The 15469-nt window shown below is 44.6% G+C and carries 12 protein-coding genes and 2 tRNA genes; 1 reads left to right on the top strand and 13 read right to left on the bottom strand.

Going from position 1 to position 15469, the window contains the following annotated elements; translation table 11 throughout:
* Positions 1 to 18: 18 nt before the first annotated feature.
* From glmM to rlmE, 5 genes are all read right to left on the bottom strand, one after another.
* Positions 19 to 1350: a phosphoglucosamine mutase gene (gene glmM / locus IPL34_RS09515; protein WP_296841128.1), complete on the bottom strand. Its 1332-nt coding sequence runs from the start codon at positions 1348 to 1350 to the stop codon at positions 19 to 21.
* A gap of 51 nt (positions 1351 to 1401) precedes the next feature.
* Positions 1402 to 2205 carry a dihydropteroate synthase gene (gene folP, locus IPL34_RS09510; protein ID WP_296843058.1) on the bottom strand — a complete coding sequence of 268 codons (804 nt, stop codon included), beginning with the start codon at positions 2203 to 2205 and terminating at the stop codon, positions 1402 to 1404.
* A 54-nt stretch (positions 2206 to 2259) separates the two neighbouring features.
* Complete coding sequence (locus IPL34_RS09505) at positions 2260 to 3411, bottom strand: RNA-guided endonuclease TnpB family protein (RefSeq protein WP_296841126.1); 1152 nt, start codon at positions 3409 to 3411, stop codon at positions 2260 to 2262.
* A gap of 164 nt (positions 3412 to 3575) precedes the next feature.
* Positions 3576 to 5504, bottom strand: a complete 1929-nt coding sequence (gene ftsH / locus IPL34_RS09500) for an ATP-dependent zinc metalloprotease FtsH (RefSeq protein ID WP_296843057.1) — start codon at positions 5502 to 5504, stop codon at positions 3576 to 3578.
* Between the two features lie 43 nt (positions 5505 to 5547).
* Positions 5548 to 6168, bottom strand: a complete 621-nt coding sequence (gene rlmE, locus IPL34_RS09495) for a 23S rRNA (uridine(2552)-2'-O)-methyltransferase RlmE (RefSeq protein WP_296841124.1) — start codon at positions 6166 to 6168, stop codon at positions 5548 to 5550.
* A 47-nt stretch (positions 6169 to 6215) separates the two neighbouring features.
* On the opposite strand from rlmE, the gene IPL34_RS09490 reads away from it, so the two are divergent.
* On the top strand, positions 6216 to 6521 hold the full coding sequence (locus IPL34_RS09490; RefSeq protein WP_296841122.1) for a YhbY family RNA-binding protein: 306 nt from the start codon (positions 6216 to 6218) through the stop codon (positions 6519 to 6521).
* A gap of 184 nt (positions 6522 to 6705) precedes the next feature.
* Here IPL34_RS09490 and IPL34_RS09485 read toward each other — a convergent pair.
* The 8 genes from IPL34_RS09485 to IPL34_RS09450 form a co-directional block, all read right to left on the bottom strand.
* Positions 6706 to 6782: transfer RNA gene (locus tag IPL34_RS09485), tRNA-Arg, on the bottom strand.
* A gap of 78 nt (positions 6783 to 6860) precedes the next feature.
* Positions 6861 to 6953: transfer RNA gene (locus tag IPL34_RS09480), tRNA-Ser, on the bottom strand.
* A gap of 79 nt (positions 6954 to 7032) precedes the next feature.
* Positions 7033 to 7230 carry a carbon storage regulator CsrA gene (gene csrA / locus IPL34_RS09475; RefSeq protein WP_296841119.1) on the bottom strand — a complete coding sequence of 66 codons (198 nt, stop codon included), beginning with the start codon at positions 7228 to 7230 and terminating at the stop codon, positions 7033 to 7035.
* Positions 7231 to 7525: 295 nt separating this feature from the next.
* Complete coding sequence (locus IPL34_RS09470; protein WP_296841116.1) at positions 7526 to 8746, bottom strand: aspartate kinase; 1221 nt, start codon at positions 8744 to 8746, stop codon at positions 7526 to 7528.
* A gap of 52 nt (positions 8747 to 8798) precedes the next feature.
* Positions 8799 to 11420 (bottom strand): alanine--tRNA ligase, encoded by a 2622-nt coding sequence (gene alaS, locus IPL34_RS09465; RefSeq protein WP_296841113.1) that lies wholly within the window; start codon positions 11418 to 11420, stop codon positions 8799 to 8801.
* The gene (locus IPL34_RS09460) at positions 11407 to 11886 is read right to left on the bottom strand and encodes a regulatory protein RecX (RefSeq protein ID WP_296841110.1); all 480 of its coding nucleotides are present in this window, start codon (positions 11884 to 11886) and stop codon (positions 11407 to 11409) included. The genes alaS and IPL34_RS09460 overlap by 14 nt, the downstream gene beginning before the upstream one ends.
* A 30-nt stretch (positions 11887 to 11916) precedes the next feature.
* The gene (gene recA, locus IPL34_RS09455; protein ID WP_296841107.1) at positions 11917 to 12978 is read right to left on the bottom strand and encodes a recombinase RecA; all 1062 of its coding nucleotides are present in this window, start codon (positions 12976 to 12978) and stop codon (positions 11917 to 11919) included.
* A gap of 109 nt (positions 12979 to 13087) precedes the next feature.
* Positions 13088 to 15346 carry a KR domain-containing protein gene (locus IPL34_RS09450; protein WP_296841103.1) on the bottom strand — a complete coding sequence of 753 codons (2259 nt, stop codon included), beginning with the start codon at positions 15344 to 15346 and terminating at the stop codon, positions 13088 to 13090.
* Positions 15347 to 15469: the final 123 nt, after the last annotated feature.

Raw genomic sequence — 15469 nt, 5'->3', positions numbered from 1 at the left:
TAAAATTTACCTAGCTATTTAGGCCGCTGCTCGTACTGCTGATGCAATTTGCTGCGCTAATTGCTCGGTTTCAAGATGATCTTGACCCTCTACCATGACTCGAATTAAGGGTTCAGTGCCTGAAGCCCGTAACAATACTCGCCCGCGTGCACCTAAAGTCGCTTCTACATCATGCACTGCGGATTGAATGAGCGCATGCTTTAGATCGAGTTTATGTTGCACACGCACATTCACTAAGGTTTGTGGATACTGCTGCATCACCTCACTTAACTCAGACAAGGTTTTACCACTACCCACAAGAGCACTCAGCACTTGTAAAGCAGAAATAATACCATCTCCGGTGGGCATCATATCGCGCACGATCACATGCCCTGACGATTCGCCCCCCAAGATACATTGGTTTTGCGTCATCATTTCCAGCACATAACGATCACCGACATTAGCACGATAAAAAGGCAATCCTAAGCGTTGTATGGCTTGTTCTAAACCTAGGTTACTCATTAAAGTCCCTACCACACCTTTAGCTAAATTCTCTTCTTTAGCGCGTGCATGCGTAATGATGGCTAAGACCTGATCCCCATTAATGGTGTCACCCTTATGGTCAATCATCATTAAACGATCACCATCACCATCCAGTGCAATCCCTAAATCAGCGCGATACTTTAGCACCGCCTCTTTTAAGCCCGTCAAATGAGTAGCACCACACTCCTCATTGATATTCAAACCATTAGGTTTATTAGCCAGACTGATGACCTCAGCCCCTAGCTCCTCAAATACATGCGGTGCAATGTGATAAGTCGCACCATTAGCACAATCCACAACGATACGTAGTCCTGCTAGTGACTGTTCGGTTGGTAAGGCACGCTTACAGAACTCAATATAGCGCCCTGCCGCATCCTCAATACGCACTGCACGTCCTAATTGTGCGGATTCCACACAGGAAAAATCACGCTCTAAATACGCTTCGATTGCCTCTTCCACTTCATCAGGTAGCTTCATACCGTCGGAAGAAAAGAACTTCACACCATTATCATCATAAGGGTTATGTGAGGCACTGATGACAATACCGGCTGAGGCGCGAAATGCACGAGTGAGATAAGAGACAGCGGGCGTTGGCATAGGGCCTAGTAAACGTACATGCACCCCTGCGGCTTCTAATCCCGCTTGTAAAGCCGATTCCAGCATATAGCCTGAAATACGGGTATCTTTACCAATTAATACTAGAGGGTGATTATTATTCACTAATACTTTACCCGCCGCCCAACCTAATTTAAGAATAAAATCAGGAGTCATGGGACGCTGGCCAATTTTACCGCGAATGCCATCCGTACCGAAATAACGTCTAGCCATAGAGACCTACCTATACTAAATCTATTAAATAATTAAATAACTACTACACTATCAGAGTAGTGCTTGAGCAATTCTTAAAGCATCTACGGTTTCTTTCACGTCGTGAACCCGTAGTATTTTAGCACCCTTCAATAAAGCAATAGCCGCCGCGACTACGCTCCCTATCATCCGATCTGAAACTTCACGATTGCCTAACAATGCACCAATCATTGATTTACGTGATAGTCCCACTAAAACGGGATAAGGCGTAAGCGTCAATTGCTCAAGCTGTTGTAATAATGTGACATTATGCTCTAGCGTTTTACCAAACCCAAACCCCGGATCTAGCCAAATACGCTCTTGTGCTATACCCGCCTGTTCGCATACTGCTGCACGCTCTAACAAGAACGCTTTTACCTCTGCCATGACATTATTATAGTAAGGTTTTTGTTGCATAGTACGCGGCTCGCCCTGCATATGCATCAGACATACCGCGACGGTTGCTTGGCTACATACTTCTAAGGCTTGAGGTGCTCTTAATGCCATCACGTCATTAATCATCGCCACTTCTCTGTCAATCGCAGCTTGCATAACCTCAGCTTTACAAGTATCAACCGATAATAAAGCCTCTGGAAAATGAGTTTTTAAAGCCTCTAAAACAGGCATCACCCGCTTTAATTCATCCTCAGCACTGACTGCTTGTGCTCCGGGGCGCGTCGACTCTCCGCCTATATCTAAGATATGAGCACCCTCTTCTAATAAACGCTCGGCATGTTTTAAAGCATGGTCAATATGATTAAAGCGCCCACCATCTGAAAACGAGTCAGGTGTGACATTAATAATACCCATCACATAGGTATTGCTTGGTAGTAACATCATTTTTATACCATTGACATCCTCCCCACCTTAAAGGGATGGGGGATTCCTAATTCATCGAGCACAGGATGTTGGGGCTAGCCCGACACCACTTACACGCTCTCCAAAGGCTAACACCGAGAGTCCCTCGGCTTTAATATTTTTAGCTGCATTTTGATCACGATGATAGACGGTATGGCACTGTGGGCATGTCCATTGTCGAACTGAAAGCAACAAACTATCAAGTTTGAAACCACAACACGAACAGGTTTTAGAACTAGGTGTCCATTGGTCGATTTTAACTATAGTGCGTCCGTACCAGTCGGCTTTGTACTGTAGTTGTCGAGCCAGCTCACCCCAATGGCTATCACTAATTGCTTTAGCCAACTTAGGATTCTTCACCATGTTTTTAACCCGTAACATTTCCATGCTGATGACTTGGTTTTCGTTAATCAGTTGGGTCGTTAGTTTATGGGTAAAATCACGGCGTGAATCAGCTATTTTGGCGTGAATACGAGCTACTTTGCGCTTCGCTTTTAAGCGGTTTTGGCTGCCTAGTTGTTTCTTAGCCAACACTCGTTGAGCTTTGGCGAGTTTGAGTTCATAACGCTGGGTATATTTTGGGTTGCCCGACTCCCAACCTGTATCGGTAGTGAGTACGGACTTAATACCCAAATCAATTCCCACTGTTTTAGGTGAAAGGGGAAGTAATGGAGTTTCACACTCGCACAAACAAGAAACAAAGTACCTACCCGCCGCATCCTTAGACACCGTTACGGTAGTAGGTGCTGAAGGTAAAGGGCGTGACCAGCGAATATTCAGCGGTTGCTTGTGTTTGGCTAAAAAGAGTTGACCGTTTTTATATTGAAAAGCGGACGCGGCATAAGTGGCAGATTGCTTATGATGCTTTTTCTTAAAATTAGGGTACTTAGCCAAGCCTTTAAAGAAGTTACCAAAGGCATTATCTAGGTTGCGTAAGGCTTGTTGCAGGACTACGCTAGAGACTGCCTTAAGCCAGTGATGCTCACCCGCTTTTTTTAATTCGGTGAGCTTTGAGGATAAGGTGACATAGTTGATTTGGGTCTTGTCCGTTTCGTAAGCAGCACTTTTAGTCGCTAAGCCCCAATTGTAGACGAAACGAGCACACCCAAACGTGTGAGCGAGTTGCTGGACTTGCTCATCGGTGGGGTAAAATCGGTAGTGATAGGCTCGTTTGACTAGGGGCATTTAAGTTTTTAACTATTTAAAAATATTAATGATTTTACACCAATTTAATCCTTAAGGCTATCGCCTAACGCCTTACATCCCCGCCGTGAACGGACGGGGTTTTTCGGCGTGGTGGATAAAAAAAGCGCGGATTAACCGCGCTTTTAACAACTACTTAAGACAAACTAGGCCGCTGGCACGGGAGTATCCCCTGTACTACCAGTATCGGTATTTTTAGGCGGAGTACCCACTTTTTTACCTGAATCACTATCTGTCCAATCGGCAGGTGGTGGAGGTTCATCACCGCTCATTAAAGCTTCAATTTGTGCACGATCAATGGTTTCGTACTTAATTAATGCTTCAGCCATGGCATGTAACACCGAAATATTATCAGTCAGAATGGTTTTGGCCCGTTGGTAATTGCGATCAATAACCTTGCGCACCTCTTCATCAATAGCATGCGCCGTGTCATCGGACATATGCTTTTGCTGAGTGACTGAGCGTCCTAAGAACACTTCACCCTCATCTTCTGAGTAGGCTAATGGCCCCATACGACTAGACAAGCCCCATTTAGTGACCATATTACGAGCAATACTGGTTGCCCGTTCAATATCATTAGACGCACCTGTAGTCACACCTTCTGGACCATAAATAAGCTCTTCCGCAATCCGTCCACCGTAGAGGCTTGAAATCTGGCTTTCTAAGCGTTGCTTAGAAGCACTATAGCGATCTTCTTCAGGCAGATACATGGTGACACCTAAAGCGCGACCGCGTGGAATGATACTAACTTTATACACTGGATCGTGTTCAGGTACATTCATACCGACAATCGCATGACCCGCCTCATGATAAGCGGTAGCACGCTTTTCTTCCTCTTTCATCACCATGGACTTGCGTTCAGCGCCCATCATGATTTTATCTTTGGCTTTTTCAAATTCGTGCATATTCACGGTACGCTTATTAGAGCGTGCAGCAAATAAAGCAGCTTCATTGACCAAATTAGCTAGATCCGCTCCAGAGAAACCGGGTGTACCACGCGCAATCAATTCTGGACGTACATCATCGCCTAAAGGCACTTTACGCATATGCACTTTTAGAATGTGCTCGCGCCCACGTACATCGGGTAAAGGTACAACAACTTGACGGTCAAAACGACCGGGACGCAGTAACGCTGGGTCTAATACGTCGGGACGGTTAGTCGCCGCAATGACAATAATACCTTCTGAGCCTTCAAAGCCGTCCATTTCAACGAGTAGTTGGTTTAAGGTTTGCTCACGTTCATCATGCCCACCGCCTAGACCCGCACCACGTTGACGACCTACCGCATCAATTTCATCAATAAAGATAATGCAAGGAGCGTGTTTTTTAGCTTGGTCGAACATATCACGTACCCGTGATGCACCTACCCCTACGAACATCTCCACAAAGTCGGAACCTGAAATACTAAAGAAAGGTACTTTAGCTTCACCTGCAATGGCTTTAGCCAGTAGTGTCTTACCTGTACCCGGAGAACCCACCATCAATACGCCACGCGGAATTTTGCCACCCAATTTTTGAAACTTACCGGGGTCACGCAAAAATTCGACTAATTCACCGACTTCTTCCTTAGCCTCATCACAGCCAGCCACATCATTAAAGTTCACCTTGACCTGATCTTCAGTCATCATGCGTGCGCGGCTTTTACCAAATGACATCGCGCCGCCACGTCCACCACCGCCTTGCATTTGGCGCATGATGTAAATCCATAACCCAATAATCAGTAAAAACGGAACCCAACTAATAATAATGTCCCAAAGAATAGAGCGCTCTTCTGGGGGAGCTGCCTTAAACTTTACATTATTAGCTAATAGGTCATCGACCATTTTAGGGTCATTAGGCGGGCTATAAGTAACAAAACGCTCACCATTCACCGTGATGCCCGTAATTTTTTGACCGCGAATATCCACTTCACGCACCGCATGATTACGCACGTTTTGAATAAACTCAGAATAAGATAATACGGCACCGGGTTGTGTGGTGGTGCTAAATTTACTGAACACCACGATTAGTACAAAGGCGATGACCACCCATATCAGTAAATTTTTAGTCAAATCGTTCAAAGAACTTCTCCACATCACAAATTTAGGTAGTAATCTACCTGTAAACTTGTCCTAAATCTTACACCACAAAACGCTGAGCCAACACATAAACCTCACGACTGCGTGGTCTTGACGCTGATGGTTTACGGATTTTGACATCCTTAAAATGGGTTCTCACTTCAGCGAGAAACTGATCCGAACCCTCACCTTGAAACATCTTAACAAGAAAATGCCCCCCTGGGCGTAAAACCTTACAAGCGAGGTCTAATGCTAACTCACATAAATACATAGCTCGTGGTTGGTCGACTGCTTCCATCCCGCTCACATTAGGAGCCATATCTGAAACGACTACATCAATTTGGTCGCTACCCAATGCCTGTAAGATTTCATTTAATACCGCCTCTTCCCGAAAATCACCCTGAATAAATTCAACAAAGGCTAATGGGTCAATCGGCAAAATATCACTCGCTACTATCTTACCCTTCTCACCGACTATTTCAGCGACATATTGACTCCACCCTCCCGGAGCAGCACCTAAGTCAATGACTTTATCGCCAGCACGAATCACATGGTCTTTTGCTTGAATTTCTTTTAATTTGTATACCGCGCGAGAACGATAGCCCTCTTGTTGGGATTTTTTCACATACGGATCACTAAAATGTTCGCTCAACCAACGTTGACTGCTTTTACTTCTTGCCATGTTCTAATAACTCATTACACTTCGCTGCATTTTATCGGAAAACTATCATGGAACTAAAAGAAACTCAGAAAAAACGCTTGCGTACTCTCGCTCATGCCCTAAATCCGGTGGTATTGATTGGACAACACGGTTTAAAACCCACGACCTTGGAAGAAATTAATATTGCCCTAGATCATCATCAACTCATTAAAGTAAAACTCAGTGTGGGTGATCGTGAATTACGCGATGAACTGATTGAAGAAATATTAGCACACTCACAAGCTCTGTTAATTCAACGCGTGGGGAATGTCGCCGTCTTATATCGCCGTAATAAAGAGCACCCTGACTTATTAAAAGCTGAGTTCATTGAATAAAATCAGTTTACTCAAATTGAGGTAGTCTACTCCACTTAGCTTCTGCTGATTGTTCTAGAGCTACAAGCGACAATAGAGTGATTTTGTCGCTTGGCTTGCACCAGTAAGTTTGCCGTAGTTAAGCCTAAACAATAGATAAAAAAAAAGCTGTAAGTTTTTGCTTACAGCTTTTTATCGAATAAATTGGCGCGTCCGGAAGGATTCGAACCTCCGACCACCTGGTTCGTAGCCAGGTACTCTATCCAACTGAGCTACGGACGCTCTGAGAAGGTGCATATTATGCATATTTACTTAGCTGAGGTCAATCAAATATTAGTTATTTTTTTGACTATTTGCTAGTGGCGGAGAGAGAGGGATTCGAACCCTCGATAGAGATTTTGGCCCTATGCTCCCTTAGCAGGGGAGTGCCTTCGACCACTCGGCCATCTCTCCAGTATGCAACTATTTGAAGCACGGAATTATAGTGATAAAACTCCCAATGTAAAGCTTTTTATTACTATTTTTTTGATTTTTAATTTTCTTCGTTCACTAAAATAGGATCAGTTTTCTCGTGACGGATACGTTCATAAATTTCTTCACGATGAACCGCTACATCTTTTGGCGCATTGATACCCAGACGAACCTGATTACCCTTAACTCCCAATACCGTAACGCTTACCTCATCCCCAATCATGAGAGTCTCTCCAACCCTCCGAGTCAGTATCAACATAACGCAAATCTCCATATCGCTGTATTATTATGCCCACTAAAGTCAACAACTTGGGTGAACTATCCAGCCGCCAGCACAGCATGACCAACAATCACACAAAATGACTGAACTTAACCTGAACTTTTCACAATCAATGTTGCATTTTTACCATTAAGTGACAAAAAACAACAGTCTTATTTATCAAGGCGTATTTATGATTATGATCAATGAGATAAAGCCAATAAAAAAGCCCGTGTTTCTAGCAAATACACGGGCTTTTTTAAGCAAATTAATGTATGACGTAGAGGACAGCGATTTAACCTGCTAAGCCAAATGCATCATGGAGCACGCGTACTGCTAACTCTAAGTATTTCTCATCAATAACGACCGCAACCTTAATTTCAGAGGTTGAGATCATACGAATGTTAATACCTTCTTTACCTAAGGCTGCAAACATTTTGCTAGCCACGCCAGCATGAGAACGCATTCCTGCTCCGACAATAGAGACTTTGGCAATCGTATCATCACCCTTACACTCTTTAGCCCCCATACGATCAGCTAATTGGCGTAATATACCAAAGGCTTTATCGTAGTCGTTTTTATGCACGGTGAAGGTAAAATCGGTAGAACCATCCGAACCTACATTCTGCACGATCATATCGACTTCAATATTAGCATCTGAAATAGGGCCTAAAATGCTATGTGCGATACCGGGGCGATCAGGAACACCGCGTATAGTCAATTGAGCTTCATCACGATTAAACGCAATACCGCGAACTAAAACTTGTTCCATGACCTCTTCCTCACGCGTCACTAAGGTACTTTTACCATTCTCATCATCAAAGCTAGACAATACTCTGATGGGCATATCATATTTATAAGCAAACTCAACTGAACGAATCTGTAAGACTTTAGAGCCTTGACTCGCCATTTCCAACATTTCTTCCAAAGTTAAACGCGGGATATGACGAGCTTTATGTTCAATACGTGGATCTGTGGTATAAACCCCATCCACGTCTGTGTAAATCTGGCATTCATCCGCCTTTAAAGCCACTGCCAACGCCACACCTGTAGTATCAGATCCGCCACGACCTAAAGTCGTTACACTGCCATCTTCAGTGACGCCTTGGAAACCTGCTACGACTACTACCTTACCCTCAGCTAAATCACGACGCATCGGTACATCATCAATCGCCATAATTCGTGCTTTAGAATGGGCATTGTCGGTTAGAATACGTACTTGAGCACCGGTATAAGAACGCGCAGGTTGACCTTTTTGCTCTAAAGCTAAAGCCAAAAGACCAATCGTTACCTGCTCTCCCGTTGCCAAGATCACGTCTTTCTCACGCTCAGAACCACGAGAATTCACCGCATTAATAAGCCCTACTAAGCGATTAGTCTCCCCCGACATAGCCGATACCACTACGACTACATCATGGCCTTGCTGACGCCATTTAATCACCCGATCCGCTACTGCGGCTATACGTTCGGGACTACCTACCGAAGTACCACCATACTTCTGCACGATTAATGCCATTTAACTACACCTACCCTTGTGCTATGTCACCATAGCGTTTTAATGCAAAATTCTATCCGAGTTGTGCGGCAACCCATGCTTTTACCGAAGCTAATGCTTGTTCTAAAGCTGCTGGATTAGTGCCACCAGCACGCGCCATGTCTGGACGACCGCCGCCTTTACCACCCACTTGGCTAGCAACATGATTGACTAAATCACCTGCTTTAATCAGCTTAGTCTCGCCTGCCGTAACACCTGCAATCAAGCCAACCTTACCGCCTTGTACAGAAGCTAATACAATCGCTGCTTTACCTAATTTATTTTTAAGCTGGTCTAAAGTATCCATCAGTGCTTTGGAGTCAACATCACCCAAATTCACCGCTAGTACCTTGAGATCACCTACCACCTCGGCTTGATCTATCAGGCTATTACCGGCTTGTGAAGCTAATTTACCTTTTAATTGATCCAGCTCTTTTTCTAGGGTGCGGTTTTTAGCCACCAATGCTTCCGCTTTCTCAGGAACATCATTACTAGAAGATTTTAATAGGCGTGCCACTTGATCAAGACGGTTTACGGTATCATTGAGCCAAGCAAGCGCATTAGCACCGGTTACTGCCTCAATACGACGAATTCCCGCCGCGACACCGCTTTCGCTCACGATTTTAAACAAGCCAATATCACCTGTGCGATTGACGTGACAGCCACCACAAAGCTCAGTAGAAAAACCAATTTGCAGCACACGCACTTCCGAGCCGTATTTCTCGCCAAATAGCGCCATCGCCCCCGCTTCCAGCGCTTTTTCCATACTCATCACCTGAGCAGAGGTAGCCTTATTGCGGCGAATTTCGCTATTAACAAGCGCTTCAACCTCAGCGATTTGAGCAGCCGTGACAGGTTCAGGTTGTGAGAAGTCAAAACGTAAGTGTTCGGCCGTTACCAATGAGCCTTTTTGCTCGACATGAGTACCCAGTACTTGACGTAATGCTGCATGCATTAAATGGGTAGCCGAGTGATTGAGAATAATGGCTTGACGGCGCTCTTGATCGACTTCAGCTTGTACCGTATCGCCTAGTGATAGGTTACCCGATTCCAATACACCGTCATGAATAAAGGTACTACCCTGCTTTTGCGTATCGTGTACTTTGAAAGCGCTTGCACCTAAGCGCAAATAGCCTTGGTCACCAATTTGACCACCGGACTCAGCATAAAAGGGCGTATTACTCAGAACAATCTGACCGTGCTGACCTGCATTCAATTGTTGAACCGCATTGCCCTCATGGAATAAGGCAACAATAGTAGCTGGCTCGGCTAACTCATCATAGCCATGAAAATCAGTAGCGCCACTGACATCCAACTTACCCGCCATATCGACTTTAAACTTACCCGCTTCGCGTGATTTATTCCGTTGCTCGTCTAAAGCACGTTCAAAACCAGCCTCATCTACTTTAAGCTCACGTTCGCGTGCAATATCAGCGGTCAAATCTAGCGGGAAGCCATAGGTATCATAGAGTCTAAACGCGGTTTCACCATCAATAGTATCGCCCGCTTTTAAACCCTCAATTGCCTCACTAATCAAGCGCATACCATTAGCTAAGGTTTTAGCGAATAGCTCTTCTTCACGTTTAAGCACAGCTTCTACTTGTGTTTGAGCTTTAGCTAGTTCGGGATAGGCTTGCCCCATTTGCTCCACTAGAGTAGAGACAATTTTATAGAAGAATAAGGTATCTAATCCTAATTTATGACCATGACGAATGGCACGACGAATAATACGGCGTAAAACATAGCCACGCCCTTCATTATCCGGCAATACGCCATCGACAATCATAAAGGAACAAGAACGAATATGATCAGCAATGACTCGTAAAGACGGATTGTCTAGGTCGGTTGTCATACCTGCTAATGCAGCAATTTTACCAATCAGTGCTTGGAAGGTATCGATTTCATAGTTGCTATGTACACCCTGCAAAATGGCACATAGACGCTCTAGCCCCATCCCCGTATCCACTGAGGGCTTAGGTAGTGGTGTCATTACGCCATCAGCAGAACGCTCGAACTGCATGAAAACCACATTCCAGATTTCAATATAGCGATCACCATCCTCCTCTGGTGAACCTGGAGGGCCACCCCAAATATGTTCGCCGTGATCATAGAAAATTTCGGTACAAGGGCCACAAGGTCCAGTATCACCCATTTGCCAGAAGTTATCGGAAGCGTAACGTGAACCCTTATTATCACCGATGCGTGAAATACGTTGTGGGTCTACGCCGATTTCATTCACCCAAATGTCATAAGCCTCTTGGTCTTCGGCATAAACCGTCACCCATAATTTAGCTTTAGGTAACTGAATCACATTGGTTAAAAAATCCCATGCATAATGAATCGCATCACGCTTGAAATAATCACCAAAGCTAAAATTACCTAACATCTCAAAGAAGGTGTGATGACGTGCGGTATAGCCAACATTTTCCAAGTCATTGTGCTTGCCACCTGCGCGAACACAACGCTGTGCCGTCGTGGCACGCGAATAAGGACGCTTATCAATGCCTAAAAATACATCCTTAAACTGCACCATTCCCGAATTGGTAAACAGTAATGTAGGATCATTACCCGGAACCAATGAACTAGAAGGTACAATGGTATGTCCCCTATCCGCAAAGAAGCTTAGAAACTTCTGTCTTACCTCAGCACTTTTCATGGAAAACCGCATTTATTGAATCTAAATTAAAACCACGCCCCGCCAAAAATCGTGACTGGCGAGCGCGTTCCTTAAAATCGTTGGGGAGATGCTCTCCAAACTTTCGAGCACGCAACTCAGAAGCTACTTGAGTCCAATCAATGGCTTCATCGGTTTCTACTTGAACGAGCGCTGCTTTAGCTAACTCATCAGGAATACCTTTTTCGCGTAACCCGTATAAAATCTTTAATGGCCCTTGTCCTCGGTTTACCAAAGAACGAGCGTAACTTTGCGCAAAGCGCTCATTACTTAAATAACCACTGCGCTCTAGCTCAGCAAAAACCCGCTCTAAGTCGTCCGTAGTTAAATCGGCATAACGTTGCCGTAATTTACGTGTTAATTCAACACTTGAATGATCACGTACCGCTAATAAATTTACCGCCGTGTGGTAAGCACGGCGGTAAACAGTATCACTTTGTGCAGTCATGGGGCGTTCTCTTAGGAACGTGGTTGAAGATTAATCCTCAACCAAGACATCCTCATCATCGTGGTCAAAACTTTCCTCGCCTGAGCCACTCGAACTTACGGCTTTGGAGAGTAAATCATTCCGCACTGATTGTTCAATCTCTGCGGCGAGTTCTGCATGATCTTTTAAGTATTGGCGGGCATTATCCTTACCTTGACCAATCTTTTCACCTTTATAACTATACCAAGCACCCGCTTTAGCAACATAGCCTTGCTTGACACCTAGCTCAATCAACTCACCTAACTTAGAAACCCCTTCGCCGTATAAAATCTCAAATTCGGCCTCCTTGAAAGGGGGCGCCATTTTGTTTTTAACGACCTTAACGCGCGTTTCATTACCGATAATTTCATCGCCCTTTTTAATCGCACCAATACGACGAATATCCATCCGTACTGAAGCATAAAACTTGAGTGCATTACCGCCCGTAGTGGTTTCAGGGCTACCAAACATCACGCCAATTTTCATCCGAATCTGGTTGATGAAAATCACCAAAGTATTAGAGCGTTTGATATTGCCTGTGAGTTTACGTAAGGCTTGTGACATTAGACGAGCTTGCAAACCCATATGAGAATCACCCATATCACCTTCAATTTCAGCTTTAGGGGTTAAGGCAGCTACCGAGTCAACAATCACAATATCCACTGCATTAGAACGTACCAACATATCGGTAATTTCTAAGGCTTGCTCTCCCGTATCCGGTTGAGATACCAAAAGATCATCGACATTTACACCCAATTTTTGTGCATAAATGGGGTCGAGTGCATGCTCAGCATCTACGAAAGCCGCTGTACCACCTTTCTTTTGGCACTCAGCAATCACCTGTAAAGCTAAAGTGGTTTTACCGGAGGATTCAGGGCCAAAAATCTCCACAATACGACCGCGTGGTAGCCCACCAATGCCTAATGCCACGTCTAAAGTAATCGATCCCGTTGAAATCACTTCGACATCGCGTGCAGCACTATTATCCCCCATGCGCATCACCGCGCCCTTACCAAATTGGCGTTCAATTTGACCTAAAGCGGCGGCTAATGCTTTCTTTTTGTTCTCATCCATGCAGATGACTCCTGCTATTGTTTAAGCGAATTTAAGAGGGTTAATTATCGCATACTTAGGGTTAATAAGCACACAAAAACACCTTAATAAAAGGTCATTCGATACTTATTTAACTATTTAAAAAACCTCGGATTTTTTCCACCATTTCTACTGGAAAGGGCAGCTCTAACCAACGTTCTAAACAGCGCACTCCATACCCTAAAATGACGTTTCCTTGAGCCGCTTGATAGTACGCACCTGAAGTCTGTTTGCCCCAATGCTCATACTTGAGTACCAAGCGGTTCGTGGTGAAGTCATCAATATACACGCGGGTAGTGGTCTGTTGATGACCATCCATTAAAAGATCTAAACAGTCGACGTGATTAGTTAAAATTCGCAGTTCTGCATTTAAAATACCTGCCACTATCGGTCGTAAAGTCTCCAGACTCAACTCGGCTTGCCAACGCCCAAATTCATGAATGGTTAAATAGTCTGTTGTGGGCAACGCTTGATGAGTAAAATTGCGCTCCAACCATATAGGAGCAGGCTCGCTAGAGGGTTGATCAGGATTAGGTGCTGTAGTTGCTGGTTCTAAGACCCTAGGCTCGGTCTGGGTACTTGTCTGAACTTGAGTCTCATGAGCGACACTAGCTACAGCTACTCTAGGGCTGGGTGCATCAAACACAGGTTCTGGAGGTGTAGAAACTGATTCAACTAGCACTTCAGGTAGACTACTCACTACTGGATCAGCAACGACTACCGGAGCAGCGTGTATTAGCACACTACCCTCCTGCACTAAGCTCACCACCTCACTAACTGCATCCTTGCTTCCCTTCATCTGATCAACAATAACATTAGGTTGCTCTACACCCTTGAACTCCTCTGTAGCTGCTGCTGGTGCTGGTGCTGGTGCACTAGGCAGCTCATTATTAGCTGGCAACAGATTTGCTGTATTGATCTTCGTATCTGTCGTATCTAAAGAGTCATTGTTCTGCGCCTGATCTTTCGACTCCAATACTAATTCAGGCTCAGGCTCAGGCTCAGGCTCAGGCTCAGGCTCAGGCTGATTATTATCAACTACTGCGCCCCAAACGGGTGCTTGTTTATACTCTCCGATGAATAAAGTATTGACGCTTTGCCCATAAGCTAAAGGCAGTAAGGCAGCAACCCCCTTATTAATCGGTATATCCTCCATACCTACCAATTGCACGCGTAAATCTGCCCGTGTTTTTTGCTGATTTAGCAGATAGGTATTGATTAACTCAAACGTATAGCCCGACCAATAGTCCTGTTTAGTACCCAATAACGCACTCGCCGGTACGATGGATAACCACCACACTAATTGAGGCAGATGTTGCGTGAGATACACCACACTTAAGATTTGATCGGTGGTCTGTGTGGGATTAGGACTGGCTTCATTAGCACTTAAAGCGCCATAAATCACACCCTCAATAGGAGCGGCATAATCCTGCTCAATCTGCTGTACTGTTGCTAAGACCGCCGCTTCACGCGTTACATCACAAGCATAATACTGCACTTTTACACCGGCTTGCTGACAGTGATGTAACACACGCTGCATGGTGACATTGTTAGCTAAGGCATCCCGTCCTACCAGCGCCAAACTAACTCCGGTTTGTTGAGCAAGGGTTGCCGCATAAATAGTGACCAAGGGCGATTGCACCCCTAATACCATTAATACTGATGAGGGTCTAAGCGGCAAAGCTGGTGGTGCTTTAGGTAACTCATGGTGCAGGGGACTCAGTTGATAATACGCATCGTGGCGTTTAGCGAGGGTCTGGAAAGATTGCGGAGCTTGTAGAGTACTGAGTACTAAATCACCCCATGTACCTAAGGCGGTAGTACTATCACAATCAATCAGAGTAGCCTTGCTATGTGGGTATTGAGTAGACCATTGGGCTAATACACTGCGCCAGCCCACCTGCTCCAAATGTTGAGTGCTACTGGGATCTAAACCAAATTGACCATCACTAAATTGCGCGACTAATAAACGTTCTGGCTGATAATGTTGCAAACTATTCAATAAGGTATAGAGGCGGGTCACGGCTTGGCGTATTTCTGTTTCCTCTGCTCCTACCGTCAATAAACGCGGTAATACCACTAGCACCATCTGCGGCTGAGATTCGCGGAGAAATAAAGGTTGAATACGTAATGTTTTATAAGACACTGCACTCACTTTAAGAGCGCTACCTTTTAATTTGCCTGATAATACTTGCCCTAACTCAATATCTTCACGCTCACATACAATCATGAGTTGAGCACGCGCTAAATGGGCGGGTGTAAGCACAGGTTTAACACAAGGAATAGCTTGTAAACGGTAATACATCGATGAATTATCCTGTGTTGAGCGGGTGGACTGAGTGGCATACATAAGTATTAACCTGCATCTAAATTAAGGTGGTGGCTTATATTTACTTATAAATCTCATAAATAATTTTAATTCATAAAGCTATGCTATAACCTATGAACTTACAGACTGGAGGTAGGATGATCT

Source organism: Thiofilum sp., assembly GCF_016711335.1.
Classification (GTDB): Bacteria; Pseudomonadota; Gammaproteobacteria; order Thiotrichales; family Thiotrichaceae; genus Thiofilum.
This window is presented reverse-complemented; position numbering and strand designations above follow the sequence as displayed.

Coding starts and splice junctions, on each gene's coding strand:
- IPL34_RS09450 (WP_296841103.1), bottom strand. CDS start 15,346: ATGTATGCCACTCAGTCCACCCGCTCAACACAGGATAATTCATCGATG.
- IPL34_RS09470 (WP_296841116.1), bottom strand. CDS start 8,746: ATGGCATTAATCGTGCAGAAGTATGGTGGTACTTCGGTAGGTAGTCCC.
- recA (WP_296841107.1), bottom strand. CDS start 12,978: ATGGATGAGAACAAAAAGAAAGCATTAGCCGCCGCTTTAGGTCAAATT.
- IPL34_RS09490 (WP_296841122.1), top strand. CDS start 6,216: ATGGAACTAAAAGAAACTCAGAAAAAACGCTTGCGTACTCTCGCTCAT.
- folP (WP_296843058.1), bottom strand. CDS start 2,205: ATGTTACTACCAAGCAATACCTATGTGATGGGTATTATTAATGTCACA.
- glmM (WP_296841128.1), bottom strand. CDS start 1,350: ATGGCTAGACGTTATTTCGGTACGGATGGCATTCGCGGTAAAATTGGC.
- rlmE (WP_296841124.1), bottom strand. CDS start 6,168: ATGGCAAGAAGTAAAAGCAGTCAACGTTGGTTGAGCGAACATTTTAGT.
- ftsH (WP_296843057.1), bottom strand. CDS start 5,504: ATGTGGAGAAGTTCTTTGAACGATTTGACTAAAAATTTACTGATATGG.
- IPL34_RS09505 (WP_296841126.1), bottom strand. CDS start 3,411: ATGCCCCTAGTCAAACGAGCCTATCACTACCGATTTTACCCCACCGAT.
- alaS (WP_296841113.1), bottom strand. CDS start 11,420: ATGAAAAGTGCTGAGGTAAGACAGAAGTTTCTAAGCTTCTTTGCGGAT.
- IPL34_RS09460 (WP_296841110.1), bottom strand. CDS start 11,886: ATGACTGCACAAAGTGATACTGTTTACCGCCGTGCTTACCACACGGCG.
- csrA (WP_296841119.1), bottom strand. CDS start 7,230: ATGTTGATACTGACTCGGAGGGTTGGAGAGACTCTCATGATTGGGGAT.